We start from the raw sequence: 13,120 nt of genomic DNA on the forward strand, positions 1-13,120 counted from the left end.
CTCGTCCCCCACGGCGCTCGAACGGGGCTCATTCGGCCAGCGCGCGGGCCAGCTCCGTCGTGGCACGGGCGATCTTGGTGTCCTGGTCGTCCATCAGGCGGCTCAGGTCGCCCCGCCGGGCGCGCACCGCCTGCCGGGCGGCCCGCTCCCAGGCGACCGGGTTCTCGCGGTGATTGAGCAGCTTGGGATACGCGGCGGCGGTGCTCTCCCACTGCCGGGCATCGGCGATGGCCTTGAGCAACTGGATGATTCCGGCACGGCAGGTCACATGCGGCAGCTGTGCCAGCTCCCAGAGGAAGGGGACGGTGGCGGCCGTCGCCTGTTCCACCACGAAACCGTACTGGCAGATCCGTTTCCGCAGATCCTCCAGGGCCGACCGGGCCGTTTCGGCGTCCCCCCAGGCGATGCCGTTGAGCAGCAGGGGAATGGCCGCCGCGGATCCGGTGGAGTCCTGGATGTCGCGCCACGGCACACGGGACAGTGACGTGAGCGGTGTCGTGCGGGCCATTCCGGTCGGGGGCGTGGGGCGCACAGGGCGCTCGCTGCTCGGCTGTTCCGTAGAAGCGCTGCGCATCGCGTGGGTGCCTTTCGCGGCGGTCGTGTCGAGTGGGGGGGGGATGGTCAGGTGGACGGCCGGGCCCGGGCCGTCCTGCCCGCCGGGGGCACCGGCACGGGGAAAGCTTCCGTGTCCGGTCTCCCGGCCTGCTGAGGCACCGTGCCGAGCGGGAGGGACCCGGCGGATGCGGCCGAGTCGTGGCCACGCGTCCGTACGGCGGAGCCGACGGTCGGCCGGATCGTTTGGTGCGCAGGTGATGACATGCCATCTCCCCGATACGACGTCAGGACGGGCCGTCAACAAGGGGGTTGACGCTCCGGCTATTATCCACGCCGAGAGCACGCGTGTGCAATTGCACGAGAAATTGCGTGAAGTTTTTTTCGGGACGGACCGGGGCGGATCGAGTGCGATCCGGTTCGGTCCGCCCCGGCGAACGGCCGGGCACCGCCCGGCGGTACACAGGGACAGCGAGGAGGCTGCGGTGCCAGGAGCGCGGAACGGAGTGCGGGCGAGTTTTTTGGACGCCTGCTGGATCAAGAGCCGGCACAGCAACGCCGAGGGCAACTGCGTCGAGGTGGCCCCGCTGGACGACGGGAGTGTGGCGATGCGCAACTCCCGTGACCCCGACGGGCCCGCACTGGTCTACACGTCGGCGGAACTGGCGGCCTTCCTGGCCGGGGCGAAGGACGGCGAATTCGACCACCTGGTCTGATGCGACCGTTCGACGCGAACCGGTGGGCGCGGTGCGGCGGTCCGGACCGCACTGTCGCGGCGACGTGGAGCCGGAGAGGTGAAGTGGAGTTCAACTACCCACTTCTGTAAGGCTTCTGCGGGGTACATAGGCTGCGGTACGTTGGGCTGCGATAGTGTAAACCGCCCTTGTGCCGGTCTGCTGGGAGTCAGGATGTCCGCCGCGTCGCATCGTATCTCCCGTCTGGAGCCCTATCTGGACCGGCCCGAGCCGGCCCCGACCCTGCTGAAGATGCTGGTCGGTGTGCAGTTGGCGGGCTTCCGCGAGGACGCCGGGCTGGCCCAGGACCAGGCGGCGCGCTCCGTCGGCTTCAGTGCGGCGAAGCTGTCCCGCATCGAGTCCGGCAAGGGTCGCCGCCCGCCCACCGAGAGCGACATCCGGGCCCTGCTCGAGCTGTACGGTACCGACGACTACGAGGTCTCGGTGCTGGTCAAACTGCTCCAGCGGGCCGGAGAGCCGGGCTGGTGGCAGCGGTACGACAAGCGGCTGATGCCCGAGTGGTTCGACCGGCTGGTCGGACTGCAGGAGGCCGCCGCCACCATTCGCACCTTCGAGATCCAGTACGTCCCCGGTCTGCTGCAGACCGCCGCCTACACCCGTGCGGTGGTGGAGCGCGGCCTGCCCCACGCGCCGGCGGGCGAGGTGCAGCGCCGCGTCGAACTCCGGATGAAGCGGGCCGAGTTGCTGATGAGGGAGGGTGCCCCGCAACTGTGGGCGGTCGTCGACGAGTCGGTTCTGCTGCGCGTGCTGGGCAGTGTCGAGGTGATGCGTGAGCAGCTCGGCCACCTCGTACGTATGGCCGAGCGACCCAACGTCACGGTGCAGATCGTGCCGTTGGGGGTGACGAACGCGTCGGCTCCCGCCATCCCGGTGACGTATCTGCGCTTCGGCGGCCTCGACCTGCCCGACGTGGTCTACCTGGAACACATCAGGAGCGCCAACTTCCTCGAGGACCTCGACGAGACGGAGGAGTACCGGATCGCGCTGGACCGCCTTGCCGACGAGGCGCTGCGACCCCGTGAATCCCTGGATCTGCTGCGTTCCACGATGCGGGACCGCTACCCGGAGGCCTAGGGCGTGTTTCGAGAGTAGCGCCGGCCGCCCGCGGGGCAGGCGGGACTTTCGAAACACGCCCTGGCACCCAGGGCCGGAACGCAACACGGACGCCCCTCGCGCGGCCCTGGTGATCCGGGGCGGGCGGGGGCGTCGGCGTGTCCGTGGCCGCGCGTCGGCGGCGTGCGTGCCGCGGGAGCCTACAGCGGAATCCGGCCCACGCCGCCGAACTCGATCCACTCCTGGGTCAGTTGACGGGGCGCCACCTCCGTGTCCGGGCGCCAGGTGGAGACCTCCACCAGGCCCGGCTCCAGGATCTCCAGGCCCTCGAAGTACGAGGCGACGTCGCTCTCCTGCCGCACCCGGCCCCAGTGCCCCTGGGTCGTCCGGTCCATGAACTCGGTGACGGACCTGCGGACCTCGGGGTCCTCGCTGACGAGCTGGCACATCACCAGGAAGCTGCCCGGCGCGAGCCGTTCCCGGACCCGGCGCGCCACGGCGATCGGGCCGTCGGTGTCGCTGTCGGGGATGCAGTGGAACACGCTGTTGAACAGCACGCAGGCGGGCTGCGAGAGGTCGATCAGGCGCTGCGTCTCGGCGTGCTCGAAGATCGCGTCGGTCTCCCGCATGTCGGCCTGGATGACCACCGTGCGCTTGTCCTGCTCCAGGAGTGCGCGCCCGTGCACCAGCACCATCGGGTCGTTGTCCACATACACCACCTGGGTGGTCGGGTCGATGCGCTGGGCGACCTGGTGGACGTTGTCCTGGGTGGGCAGACCGGAGCCATGGTCGAGGTACTGCCGGATCCCGTACTCCTGGGTGAGGACCCGGACGACCCGCTGGAGGAAACGCCGGTTGTTCAGGGCCAGGCGGCGTGTGCTGGGTACCACCTCGTCGAGCTTTTCCACGGCGGCACGGTCGGCGGCGTAGTTGTCCTTGCCGCCCAGGTAGTAGTCGTACATGCGCGCGGCTGTCGGCACGGTCGCGTCGATCTCGGTGGACAGCTGATTGCCGGTGTGCATCGTTCCCCCTGTGGAATGCCGCGCCAACTGGACTGACTGGCCAGGGAGTACATCCTAGGGAGCCTCGCGCGGGTCGGACCAGCCCATCGGTGAACACGGCCCTGAAGGAATGGCTGGACCATCGTTGTCATTACGGAGTGTCGCTTTTCGGGCGCGCTGCGTCAACACCCGTATCGGCGCAGGTGTGACGATATCGTAGGGTTCGTCCCCGCCGGCGCGCGTGGTGGGCGAGGCCGGTCGGCCGATTCAGTCGCTTCCCCGGGAGGGAGCCATGGACACCATGGACGACTACTACGACCTGGGCGCCTACCGCCGCCCCGTGACGACCGCCGTGGCTGAGGCTCAACTCTGGTTCGACCGCGGGTTGTTGTGGACTTACGCGTTCAACCACGAGGAGGCGGTCGCCTGCTTCGAGAAGGCTGCCGCGGCCGACCCGGACTGCGCCATGGCGCACTGGGGCATCGCCTACGCCCTCGGCCCCAACTACAACAAGCCCTGGGAGGCCTTCGACGGCGACGACCTTGTCCGCAGCGTCGAACGCACCCATGCAGAGGTCGAATCGGCGCACGAGAAGGCCGCGGGGGCCACCCCTGTGGAGCGGGCCCTCATCGGCGCCCTGCGCGCCCGCTACCCCCAGGGGCGCGCCGTCGAGGATTGCTCGGTGTGGAACGAGCCCTATGCGGACCGCATGCTCGCGGTGTACGAGAGCGCCCCCGACGACCCGGACGTCGCCGTGCTCTGCGCGGACGCCCTGATGAACCTCACCCCCTGGCAGCTGTGGGACCTGAGGACCGGCCGACCCGCCGCGGGCGCCCGCACCCTGGAGGCCAAGGCCGTGCTCGACCGCGCGCTCACCAGTGACAGCGGTGCCCGGCATCCCGGCGTCGTGCACCTGTACATCCACCTGATGGAGATGTCCCCCACCCCGGAAGCGGCCCTCATGGTCGCCGACCGGCTGCGCGGCGCCGTGCCCGACGCCGGACATCTGCACCACATGCCCTCGCACCTCGAGGTGCTGTGCGGCGACTACCGCCGGGTCGTCTCCGACAACACCCTTGCGATCGCCGCCGACGAGAAGTACCTCGCGCGGGCCGGCGCCATGAACTTCTACACCCTCTACCGCGCCCACAACCACCACTTCAGGATCTACGGTGCCATGTTCGCGGGTCTCTCGAAGATCGCCCTGGACGCCGCCGCGCAGCTCGAGGCCTCCGTCCCCGAGGAACTGCTCAGGGTGCAGAGCCCGCCGATGGCCGACTGGCTCGAGGGTTTCCTGGCGATGCGCTTTCACGTCCTGATCCGCTTCGGACGCTGGGACGACATCCTGGCGCTGCCGTTCCCCGCCGACCCGGCGCTGTACTGCGCGACCACCGCGATGCTCCACTACGCCCGTGGCGTGGCCCTCTCGGCGACCGGCGACGTCGAGAGGGCCGAGACCGAGCGGGAGAGCTTTTGCGCCGCGGTGGGCCGGGTGCCTCGGACGCGGATGCTGTTCAACAACACCTGCCAGGACATCCTCGCCATCGCGGCCGCGATGCTGGACGGCGAGCTCGCCTACCGCAAGGGCGACTACGACGAGGCGTTCGCCGCACTGGAGCGGTCCATCGAACTGGACGACAACCTCCCCTATGACGAGCCCTGGGGCTGGATGCAGCCCACCCGGCACGCGTACGGGGCCCTGCTGCTGGAGCAGGGCCGGGTCGACGACGCGGAGGCGGTCTACCGCGCGGACCTCGGCCTCGACCCCACCCTGCCCCGGCCGTTGCAACACCCGGGGAACGTATGGGCGTTGCACGGGCTCCACGAGTGCCTGACACGTACCGGCAGGGCGGGGGAGGCCGCGATCGTGGCCCAACAGCTCAAGGCGGCGTCCGCGTTGGCGGACGTGCCGATCGAGGCGTCCTGCTTCTGCCGGCTGGACACCCGCCCCACGGCCTCCGGCATGGACGCGGGCACCAGTGGGGAAGGGTGCCACTGCGCCTGAGTCACGGGCCCTGGTACGGCCGGACGCCCCGGCGCCGGGGCGTCCGGGGCCAACGGCGTGCCGGGGTTGTCAGTGGGCTTCCACGACCTCCTGGAACGACTCCATGCAGGGGAAGCAGTGGCGGTCCGTCGTGTCCCGCCGACGGGGTTCGTCCTCCTTCTCCACCCCGCACAGCGTGGTCGTTCTGTCGGTGGTCAGAACATGCCACACAGGCTCCCCCGAAGTGTCTGCACCACACCACATCTCGTGCATTCCCAGCTCCCTCCGGGTAGGCAGGCCGCTTCCATACGAGCACGGCGTGGGCCGATGCGACGTCCGGAGAGGGCCATGCGGGTGATGTGCGGGGCGGGCGCGTTTCCGTACGGCGGTCACTGTCGGCGCCGACTCCGACGGTGACCGCGCCTCATCGTCCGCCCCGGCCCCCTGCGTATACGGTGCCGGGCGCCGCGGACCGCCGCTGCTCCGTCGCTCCGCCTGCCGACGGGCCGGTGCGCCGTCGGCAGGCGGAGCGACGAGACCGGTGAGATCGCCGGTCCGCGCGGGTGCCTTCCTCTCCGACAGTGGCAACCACCAGCCCATCGGCGGATCCCACGGCCGGCGCACGGTCACTTCCCACGTCGTACCCCCGTGCGCCGGCCGCCGGACAGTCCGCCGCGACAGAGAGGACCACCCGCCGTGCACCAGCACCCCCACACCAGCACCGCAGGCCCGACCACGCGCCCCTCCCGCACCCGGCGCGGCAGGACCGGACGGTTCGCCGGACTGGCCGCGGCCGTCGCCGCCGTCGTCGGCCTGAGCACCCTCACCGGTCCCGGCGCCCACGCCGCGGACAACCCCTACGAGCGCGGTCCGGCGCCGACGGAGTCGAGCATCGAGGCACTGCGCGGCCCGTACTCCGTCTCCGAGACCTCGGTCTCCTCACTCTCCGTCACCGGCTTCGGCGGGGGCACCATCTACTACCCGAGCAGCACCGCCGACGGCACCTTCGGCGCGATCGCCATCTCACCCGGCTTCACCGCCTACCAGTCCTCCATCGCCTGGCTGGGCCCACGCCTGGCCTCCCAGGGGTTCGTCGTGTTCACCATCGACACGAACACCACCCTCGACCAGCCCGCCTCCCGCGGCGACCAGCTGCTCGCCGCACTCGACTATTTGACCGGACGCAGCGCGGTCCGCGGCCGTATCGACAGCAGCCGCCTCGGCGTCATGGGCCACTCGATGGGCGGCGGCGGCAGTCTCGAAGCGGCGAAGGACCGTACCTCGCTCCAGGCGGCGATCCCGCTGACGCCCTGGAACCTCGACACGACGTGGCCCGAGGTCAGGACCCCCACCCTGATCTTCGGGGCCGACGGCGACACGGTGGCCCCGGTCTCCACCCACGCCAAGCCCCTGTACACCGGCCTGCCGTCCTCCCTCGACCGCGCCTACCTGGAGTTGAACAACGCCACCCACTTCACGCCCAACTCGAGCAACACGACGATCGCGAAGTACAGCGTCTCGTGGCTGAAGCGGTTCATCGACAACGACACCCGCTACGAGAAGTTCCTGTGCCCGCTGCCGCAGCGGAGCCTCACCATCGATGAGGCGCGGGGCAACTGCCCGCACACTTCCTGACATCCCGTCGGACACCGACTGGCTCCGGTGGCGGTCCGCGTACGATGCGGGCCGCCACCGGCGTTGTGCGCGTGCCCCGCCGAGGCGCCGCACGCTTGGGCGGCGGCACACGCCGTTCGCCGCGCACCTCGTGAAAAGCCCCTGGTAGAACGGCGGACGGGCCGCTTCCGGCACCCGGACGGACACCTTCCGCCGCTTCTTACGCGTAAGTAACGTCGCGGAAATGACCGGACAGACGACCCGTGGATCAGCTCCGCTCCGGTACCGCGCGGGACCCCGGCGGCAGGCGTTCGCCGCGCTGCTGGACGGACTGCGCACCGACGGCGGCGCCCATGTCGTGACCGGCGAACCCGGTGGCGGCCGTACGGCCTTCCTGGAGTTCGCGGCACGCGCCTTCCGCGCCGGACCGGTGTGGCACGTCCGTGCCGAATCGGCCTGTTCCGCGCAGCCCCACAGCGGTCTGCGCACCCTGCTGCGCGCCGCCCGTCACTTCGGGCACGCCCCCGGCGACGGCACGGCGGGGGAGGTGCTCCTGGACATCCTGCGGGCGGCGTCCGTCCGTTCCCCCCTGCTGGTGTGCGTGGACGACGCGCATCTGTGGGACACCGCCTCACGCGCCGCGCTGGGCCGGGTGGCCGCGCGCGTGCGGGCGGCGGACGGCGTCCACCGGGTGGGCCTGCTCATCACCGTGCCCGGACACCGGCCCGTGGAAAGGGAGTGGGCGGAACTGCCGGTGCTGGAGCTCGCCCCGCTCACGCCCGGGGACGCGGCGGGACTGCTGTACGACCTGACGGACGGCGCCGTCGACCCGGTCGTCCGCGACGAACTGGTGACCGAGGCACAGGGCAACCCCGCGCTGCTGCTGGCCCTGGCCCACCGCCTCTCGCCCGCCCAGCTTCGCGGCGATCACGAGCTGCCCCGCCCTCTGGCCGACACCGGGACGCTGACCGCCGTCGCGGGCGGATGCCCGAACGGCCGGCAGCCGGACCGGAACGGTCTGTCGCTCGCCGTCGCGGCGGCGATGCGTGCCACGGGGGAGCAGGACGCCGAGGCCGCACTCGTACGGCGGGCGGCGAACGGCCACGGCGGCCGGGACGGCGACGTACCTCCCGAACCGTCCGAGCCGCCGCAGGCGTCCGGACTGCTCGCGGTCCCCGGGGGCCGGCTCCGGTTCCGCAGTCCGTTGGTCGGCAGAGCGGTGTACGCCGGTGCCCCGCCCGAACGCCGCCGTGCCGCGCACCGCTCGCTGGCCGAGGCGCACCCCGAACCGCACGGCGTGCCCGCACTGCTGCACCGCTCGTGGGCCGCCCCCGGCCCCGACGCGGTCCTGGCCGCCGAACTGGAGTCCGCTGCCACCTGCTCGACCTCCGGTACACCGCCCGCCCTGCGCCGCACGGCCCAGGTGCGTGCCGCCGAGCTGACGCCGGACGACGCGCAGCGGGCGCGGCGCTACACGGCCGCCGCGGAACAGGCCCTCCTCGCCGGGCATCCACCCGAGGCCCTGCGGCTGCTCGACGCCGCCGGGAGCCGGCCGGCGCCGCCGCCGGTACGCGGCCGCGCCGAACTCCTGAGGGGCAGAGTGCTCCTGGCCGACGGCCCGGTGGACGACGCCCGGGAGTCCTTTCTGCTGGCCGCCGGCCTCCTGGCGGAACCGGAACCGGAACCGGAACCGGCCCAGACCGATGCCGCGGTCCTCGGCGCGGCGGACGCGGCCTGGGCCGCCGGGGACCGGCAGGCCTGCCTCCGCGCCCTCACCCATGAGGTCCATGAGGTCCATGGCACCTCCGTCGAGGCCGCCGTCGGGGGAGCGTTCGATCTCCGCGCCGCGGGTGCGAACACGACGGGCCTGCAGGAGGCGGCGGTGCGGGAGGCGCCCGAGGAGCCTTCGGCCCACCGCGGCGCCGCCCCGGCGCCGCCCTCTGTCCCCCCGCCCACCCCGTTCCGAGACCACCGTGACGGCATGCGCGCCGTACTGCTGGGGCGGTTCGACCTCGCCGCCGCCCCGCTGACCCGGGTGGTGGACCGGGGCCGCCTTGCCACTGAGCCCGAACGGCTGCTGCGTTCGGCCGCCGCGGCCCTCATGCTCGGCGACGTCGGCGCCGCCCGCCGGGCCGGGGCGCGAGCCCTGGCGGCGGCACGCACCCAGGGCACCGCCGCCCTCGAACCGAGAGCCCTGGAATACCTGGCCTACGCCGAACTGCGCGCCGGCCGACACCAGTTGGCCCGGACTCATGCCGAGGAGGGGCTGCGGGCCGCGCACCGGACCGGGCAGCGGAACACGGCCGCGCACCATCACGCGGTACTGGCGCTCGCGGCATCGATCGAGGGCGTCCGGGCACGTGTCACCGAGCACGCGACCGCGGCGCTCACCACGGCCCGGCGGCACGGTCTGGCCCAGGCCGAGCTGCTCGCCCAGTGGGCGGCGGCCCGCGCCGACCTGGGCGAGGGCCGCCCCGAGGAGGCCGCCGACCGGCTCGGCCCGCTGGTCCGCCCCGGTGCGCGGCGCGGGCACTTCGCGGTATGGATGCTCGCCGTCCCCTGCTTCGTGGAGGCCGCCGCGCTGGCGGGCCGGCCCGAGCACGCCCGCGCGGTGGTCGAGGACTTCGCGCTGTGGGCCGACTGTGGCGCAGATCCGCAGGCTCCCGCCCAACTCCTGCGCTGCCGCGCTCTGCTGGCCGCGCCGGAGGCCGCCGACGAGCTGTACCTGCGTGCTCTGGACCGGCACGACGAGACGTCCGGAGACTTCGAACGGGCCCGTACCGAACTCCTGCACGGCAAGTGGCTGCGCCGCCGGCGCAGACTGCGCGAGGCCCGCGCACGGCTCGGGGAGGCGCTGGTCGACTTCGAACGCTGCGGCGCGCAGCTCTGGGCGCGTCAGGCGGCCGCGGAACTGCGCGCAGGCGGTGTGGCGCCGAGCGGGCCGGGGGCCGGCGAACCGCGCCGGCACGGAGCGCGGGACCTGTCCCTGTTGACCCCGCAGCAACTGCGTATCGCGCGGTGTGTCGCCGAAGGGGCCACCAACCGGGAGGTGGCCCTGAGCCTTTCCGTCAGCACCCGTACCGTCGACTACCACCTGCGGAACGTTTTCGCGATGCTCGGCGTCCGCTCCCGGGTCGAACTGGTCCGACTGGTCGAACAGGCGGAAAAGACCGGTGCACAACTCTAGGGACCGACCGGACGGTATGCCATCCTTCGGGGCAGGACGAGTCGGGTGGCGGCCCGCCCACGGACCTCGCGACCGGCCCGAAACCGGTACGGGGACCGTCACGCGGGTGCCGCCGGGAAGCCGAGCCTGGGGGAGATGCGCGATGCCACACGCCGTACGGCCACGGAGCCTGCCGCGCCCCGGACCCGTGCCCGCACCACGGGCGCGGGTACCGCGTGTGCGGTCATTGATCGACGCCGACGCGCTGAGCGTGCTGCACCGGGCCGCCCGGATCCTGCTGGACGACCTGCCCCGGCTCTGTGACCAACTGGTCGCCCTGCTCCAGGAGCAGGAGCCCGCCTACCGGTCGGCGATCGAGAGCGACGCCACCGAGATCTGGCAGGAGGTGCACCGCTCACTGCGGCACAGCATCGCCTCGCTGCTGGACCCGCGCGGCGTCAGGGACGCGGCACGCCGCTGTTCCTGGAAGATCGGCGCCACCCGCGCCGAACAGGGGCTTCCGCTGGACGCGGTGCTGCACGCCTTCAGGCTGGGCGGCTCCCTGGTGTGGCAGAACCTGGTGGACGAGACCTCCCGGGCGGCCCCCGAGGACGTACGGCTGCTGGTGCACGTGGCGTCCGACGTGTGGAACTTCGTCGACGAGCACTGCACCGTCGTGGCGGACTCCTACCGGCAGACCGAGCGGCAACTGGCCTGGCGGCGGGAGAACAGGGTGCGGCTGCTGGCCGCGGCGCTGCTCGACGGAAGCAGCAGGATCGCCGACCTGCCCGAGACCGCGCTGGCGTTGGACCTGCCGGAGCGCGGCCGGTACGTGGTCGTCGCGGTCGGCGGCGGATTCGCCGCCTGTCCCGGTGCACAGGCGGCGCTCGCTCCGGGTGTGCGCGTGCACTGGCACACGGGCGTGGACACCGACTACGGCATCGTCCTGGTCTCCGACGACACGGAGCCGGTGGTGGAGGACGAGCAGCCGCCGGGCGTACGGGTGGGTGTCAGCAGCGCCGTCGAAGGCCTCGCCGCGGTGGGCGAGGCGCGCGGGCTGGCGGACACCGCGCTGAGACTGTGCCCGGAGACCGGCGGCACGGTCCGGTTGGCGGAGCACCTGCCGGCGGCCCTGGTGGTGTCGTCCCCCGACCTCGGCGCCGCCCTGGCCGACCGGCTGTTCGGCCCGTTGGCACGGCTGGAGCCCGCCGACGCGGAGGTTCTGTTGGACACCCTGGCCACCTGGCTGGCCTGCGACGGATCCGCCCAGCGGGCGAGCAGACGGCTGTACTGCCACCGCAACACCGTCCTCAACCGACTGCGCCGCTACGAGCAGGTGACCGGACGTTCCCTCTCCCGCCCCTTCGACCTCGTCGAGGTCACCCTCGCCCTGACCGCCCGCAGGCTCCTTCCGCGCTGACCCGTATGCCGAAGGGCTGTACGACCAGGGTCTGTCCGGCGGATCAAGTCGGAGGTGACCGGCGGCATCTGTCCAGCTGGGTCGAGCGGGGGCGATGGGGGCACCTCCCGCGCGAGCATGTTCGAGCGTGGGGGAGCGTTCAGATGCAAGGCAGAGGAGCGAGTCGACACGGAGCGATGGGGGTCTCTCCCGCTCGAGCGCAGCCGAGCGGGAGGGAGCAGCCGAGAGCGAGGGAGAGTGACGACAAGGCCGCTGGGGGTCCCCCTGCTCGAAGAGCTTGGGGGAGGGCGTGCCGGCTCCCGCGTCTCCGGCATGATCCGCCGGACAGGCCCTACTGCTCCGGGACGTCCTTGACGAACACGATCCCATCGGTGCTCTCCATGTGGGCCGGGTCGAAGGGGATGTACCCGAACCAGGGGGACACCCGGGGAGCGGGCCGGCCGGAGCCGAGGAGACCGGTCAGTCCGGGACCGCCGGCCAGGCAGCGGTCCCGCGGCAGCGCGTACAGCAGCCCCTCGATGGTGTCCGCGGGCGGAGGGCCCACGTCCCGGTGCCGGAGCGTGCCGATCGCCGTGGCGAGGAACGCGTACTCCGTGCCCAGGCGGGCGTCCACCAGCGCGCCCGCACTCCACCACTCCACCGGCAGGCCGCCCATCCGCATCTCGCTCCGGTTTCGCTGGAGGTGGGTGTTGTGGGCGTTGACGAGAGCCGGGCCCCGCTCGGCGACGGCGAGAAGGTTCTCGGCCATGATCAGGTCCCGCAGGCCCAGCAGCAGCGCCATCCGGCCCGGGGACGGGTCGGCCATCGCGTGGTGGTACCGCAGCAGGCCGGTGGCGGTACGCCCGTACAGGCGGGCCCGTTCCCAGGCGTCCCGCGAGGTCGCCCCGATCAGCTGCGGGCCCCGCGCGTCGAGCAGCACCACCAGGTCGTCGGCGAGCAGCCGCAGCTCCCCGGCCTCGGCCGAGCGCCCCACGGACCGGGAGGGGTCCCTCATCGCGGCGGGTTCGGTCCATCGGCCGTCCGCTCCGAGGAGGCGGTCGAGCGTCTCCGCGGTACAGGGGAGCAGGTCCGGGTCCACAGCGGCCGCGAGGCAGGCATGGAGTGCGGTCAGGGCCTGCCGGGGGCTCGCGGCACCGGTGATCTCCAGCGGGCCGTCGACACCGGCGAAGCGGAGCCGCTCGGACGCGGGCCGGCCCGCGTTGTACTCCCGCATCCAGCGCACGAGTTCGCGGTTGCCCGCGAAGGCGCCCCACCCGTGGCTGAATCCGTGCTCCATCACCTCGTCGAGGGTGCCCCTGCCCGAGGCGACGTAGTCGTCCACGACCAGGCCCATCAGGCAGTCGCTCTCGATCGCGATCGTCCGGTAGCCCTGCTCCTCGACGAGCTGCCGGAACAACTCGTTGCGCAGGTCCAGCAGAGTCTCCTCGCCGTGGGTGGGCTCCCCGAGGGCGAGCAGCCGTGGCCGGCCGGGGAGCAGGTCCATGGTGGCCGTGGTATCGACGGTTCGCACGGCGTCCTTCAGGTGAGTAGCCATGCCCTCAACGCTATCGTTGAAATTTCGGTGGAGACTTTTCC

The 13,120-nt window shown here is 72.2% G+C and carries 10 protein-coding genes; 6 read left to right on the forward strand and 4 right to left on the reverse strand.

Annotated elements, in window-relative coordinates; all coding sequences use genetic code 11:
- Nucleotides 1-28: 28 nt before the first annotated feature.
- Entirely contained in the window at nucleotides 29-574 is a 546-nt protein-coding gene (locus V4Y04_RS36055; RefSeq protein WP_332432479.1) for a hypothetical protein, read from the reverse strand.
- A gap of 463 nt (nucleotides 575-1,037) precedes the next feature.
- On the opposite strand from V4Y04_RS36055, the gene V4Y04_RS36060 reads away from it, so the two are divergent.
- Together V4Y04_RS36060 and V4Y04_RS36065 are read left to right on the forward strand one after the other, a co-directional pair.
- Nucleotides 1,038-1,268, forward strand: a complete 231-nt coding sequence (locus tag V4Y04_RS36060; RefSeq protein ID WP_332432480.1) for a DUF397 domain-containing protein — start codon at nucleotides 1,038-1,040, stop codon at nucleotides 1,266-1,268.
- Between the two features lie 192 nt (nucleotides 1,269-1,460).
- Nucleotides 1,461-2,381 carry a helix-turn-helix domain-containing protein gene (locus V4Y04_RS36065; protein ID WP_332432481.1) on the forward strand — a complete coding sequence of 307 codons (921 nt, stop codon included), beginning with the start codon at nucleotides 1,461-1,463 and terminating at the stop codon, nucleotides 2,379-2,381.
- Between the two features lie 179 nt (nucleotides 2,382-2,560).
- On the opposite strand, the gene V4Y04_RS36070 is transcribed toward V4Y04_RS36065, so the two are convergent.
- Entirely contained in the window at nucleotides 2,561-3,382 is an 822-nt protein-coding gene (locus V4Y04_RS36070) for an SAM-dependent methyltransferase (RefSeq protein ID WP_332432482.1), read from the reverse strand.
- A gap of 280 nt (nucleotides 3,383-3,662) precedes the next feature.
- On the opposite strand from V4Y04_RS36070, the gene V4Y04_RS36075 reads away from it, so the two are divergent.
- On the forward strand, nucleotides 3,663-5,366 hold the full coding sequence (locus V4Y04_RS36075) for a hypothetical protein (RefSeq protein WP_332433131.1): 1,704 nt from the start codon (nucleotides 3,663-3,665) through the stop codon (nucleotides 5,364-5,366).
- Between the two features lie 69 nt (nucleotides 5,367-5,435).
- Here V4Y04_RS36075 and V4Y04_RS36080 read toward each other — a convergent pair whose 3' ends face one another.
- Nucleotides 5,436-5,576, reverse strand: a complete 141-nt coding sequence (locus tag V4Y04_RS36080) for a hypothetical protein (protein ID WP_332432483.1) — start codon at nucleotides 5,574-5,576, stop codon at nucleotides 5,436-5,438.
- A gap of 465 nt (nucleotides 5,577-6,041) precedes the next feature.
- On the opposite strand from V4Y04_RS36080, the gene bdeA reads away from it, so the two are divergent.
- The 3 genes from bdeA to V4Y04_RS36095 all read left to right on the forward strand — a co-directional run bounded on the left by bdeA (nucleotide 6,042) and on the right by V4Y04_RS36095 (nucleotide 11,545).
- On the forward strand, nucleotides 6,042-6,980 hold the full coding sequence (gene bdeA / locus V4Y04_RS36085) for a bis(hydroxyethyl) terephthalate hydrolase (protein ID WP_332432484.1): 939 nt from the start codon (nucleotides 6,042-6,044) through the stop codon (nucleotides 6,978-6,980).
- 223 nt (nucleotides 6,981-7,203) lie between these two features.
- Nucleotides 7,204-10,146 (forward strand): helix-turn-helix transcriptional regulator, encoded by a 2,943-nt coding sequence (locus V4Y04_RS36090; protein ID WP_332432485.1) that lies wholly within the window; start codon nucleotides 7,204-7,206, stop codon nucleotides 10,144-10,146.
- Between the two features lie 142 nt (nucleotides 10,147-10,288).
- Nucleotides 10,289-11,545: a helix-turn-helix domain-containing protein gene (locus tag V4Y04_RS36095; RefSeq protein ID WP_332432486.1), complete on the forward strand. Its 1,257-nt coding sequence runs from the start codon at nucleotides 10,289-10,291 to the stop codon at nucleotides 11,543-11,545.
- A gap of 331 nt (nucleotides 11,546-11,876) precedes the next feature.
- Here the strand turns inward: V4Y04_RS36095 and V4Y04_RS36100 are convergent, their stop codons facing one another.
- Entirely contained in the window at nucleotides 11,877-13,079 is a 1,203-nt protein-coding gene (locus V4Y04_RS36100) for an erythromycin esterase family protein (RefSeq protein ID WP_332432487.1), read from the reverse strand.
- Between the last annotated feature and the right edge of the window lie 41 nt (nucleotides 13,080-13,120).

The organism is Streptomyces sp. P9-A2, assembly GCF_036634175.1.
Lineage (GTDB): Bacteria > Actinomycetota > Actinomycetes > Streptomycetales > Streptomycetaceae > Streptomyces > Streptomyces pratens.

Excerpts from the sequence above, each read along its gene's own strand:
- V4Y04_RS36055 (WP_332432479.1), bottom strand. The coding sequence starts at position 574 with ATGCGCAGCGCTTCTACGGAACAGCCGAGCAGCGAGCGCCCTGTGCGC.
- V4Y04_RS36065 (WP_332432481.1), top strand. The coding sequence starts at position 1,461 with ATGTCCGCCGCGTCGCATCGTATCTCCCGTCTGGAGCCCTATCTGGAC.
- V4Y04_RS36070 (WP_332432482.1), bottom strand. The coding sequence starts at position 3,382 with ATGCACACCGGCAATCAGCTGTCCACCGAGATCGACGCGACCGTGCCG.
- V4Y04_RS36075 (WP_332433131.1), top strand. The coding sequence starts at position 3,663 with ATGGACGACTACTACGACCTGGGCGCCTACCGCCGCCCCGTGACGACC.
- V4Y04_RS36090 (WP_332432485.1), top strand. The coding sequence starts at position 7,204 with ATGACCGGACAGACGACCCGTGGATCAGCTCCGCTCCGGTACCGCGCG.
- V4Y04_RS36095 (WP_332432486.1), top strand. The coding sequence starts at position 10,289 with ATGCCACACGCCGTACGGCCACGGAGCCTGCCGCGCCCCGGACCCGTG.
- V4Y04_RS36100 (WP_332432487.1), bottom strand. The coding sequence starts at position 13,079 with ATGGCTACTCACCTGAAGGACGCCGTGCGAACCGTCGATACCACGGCC.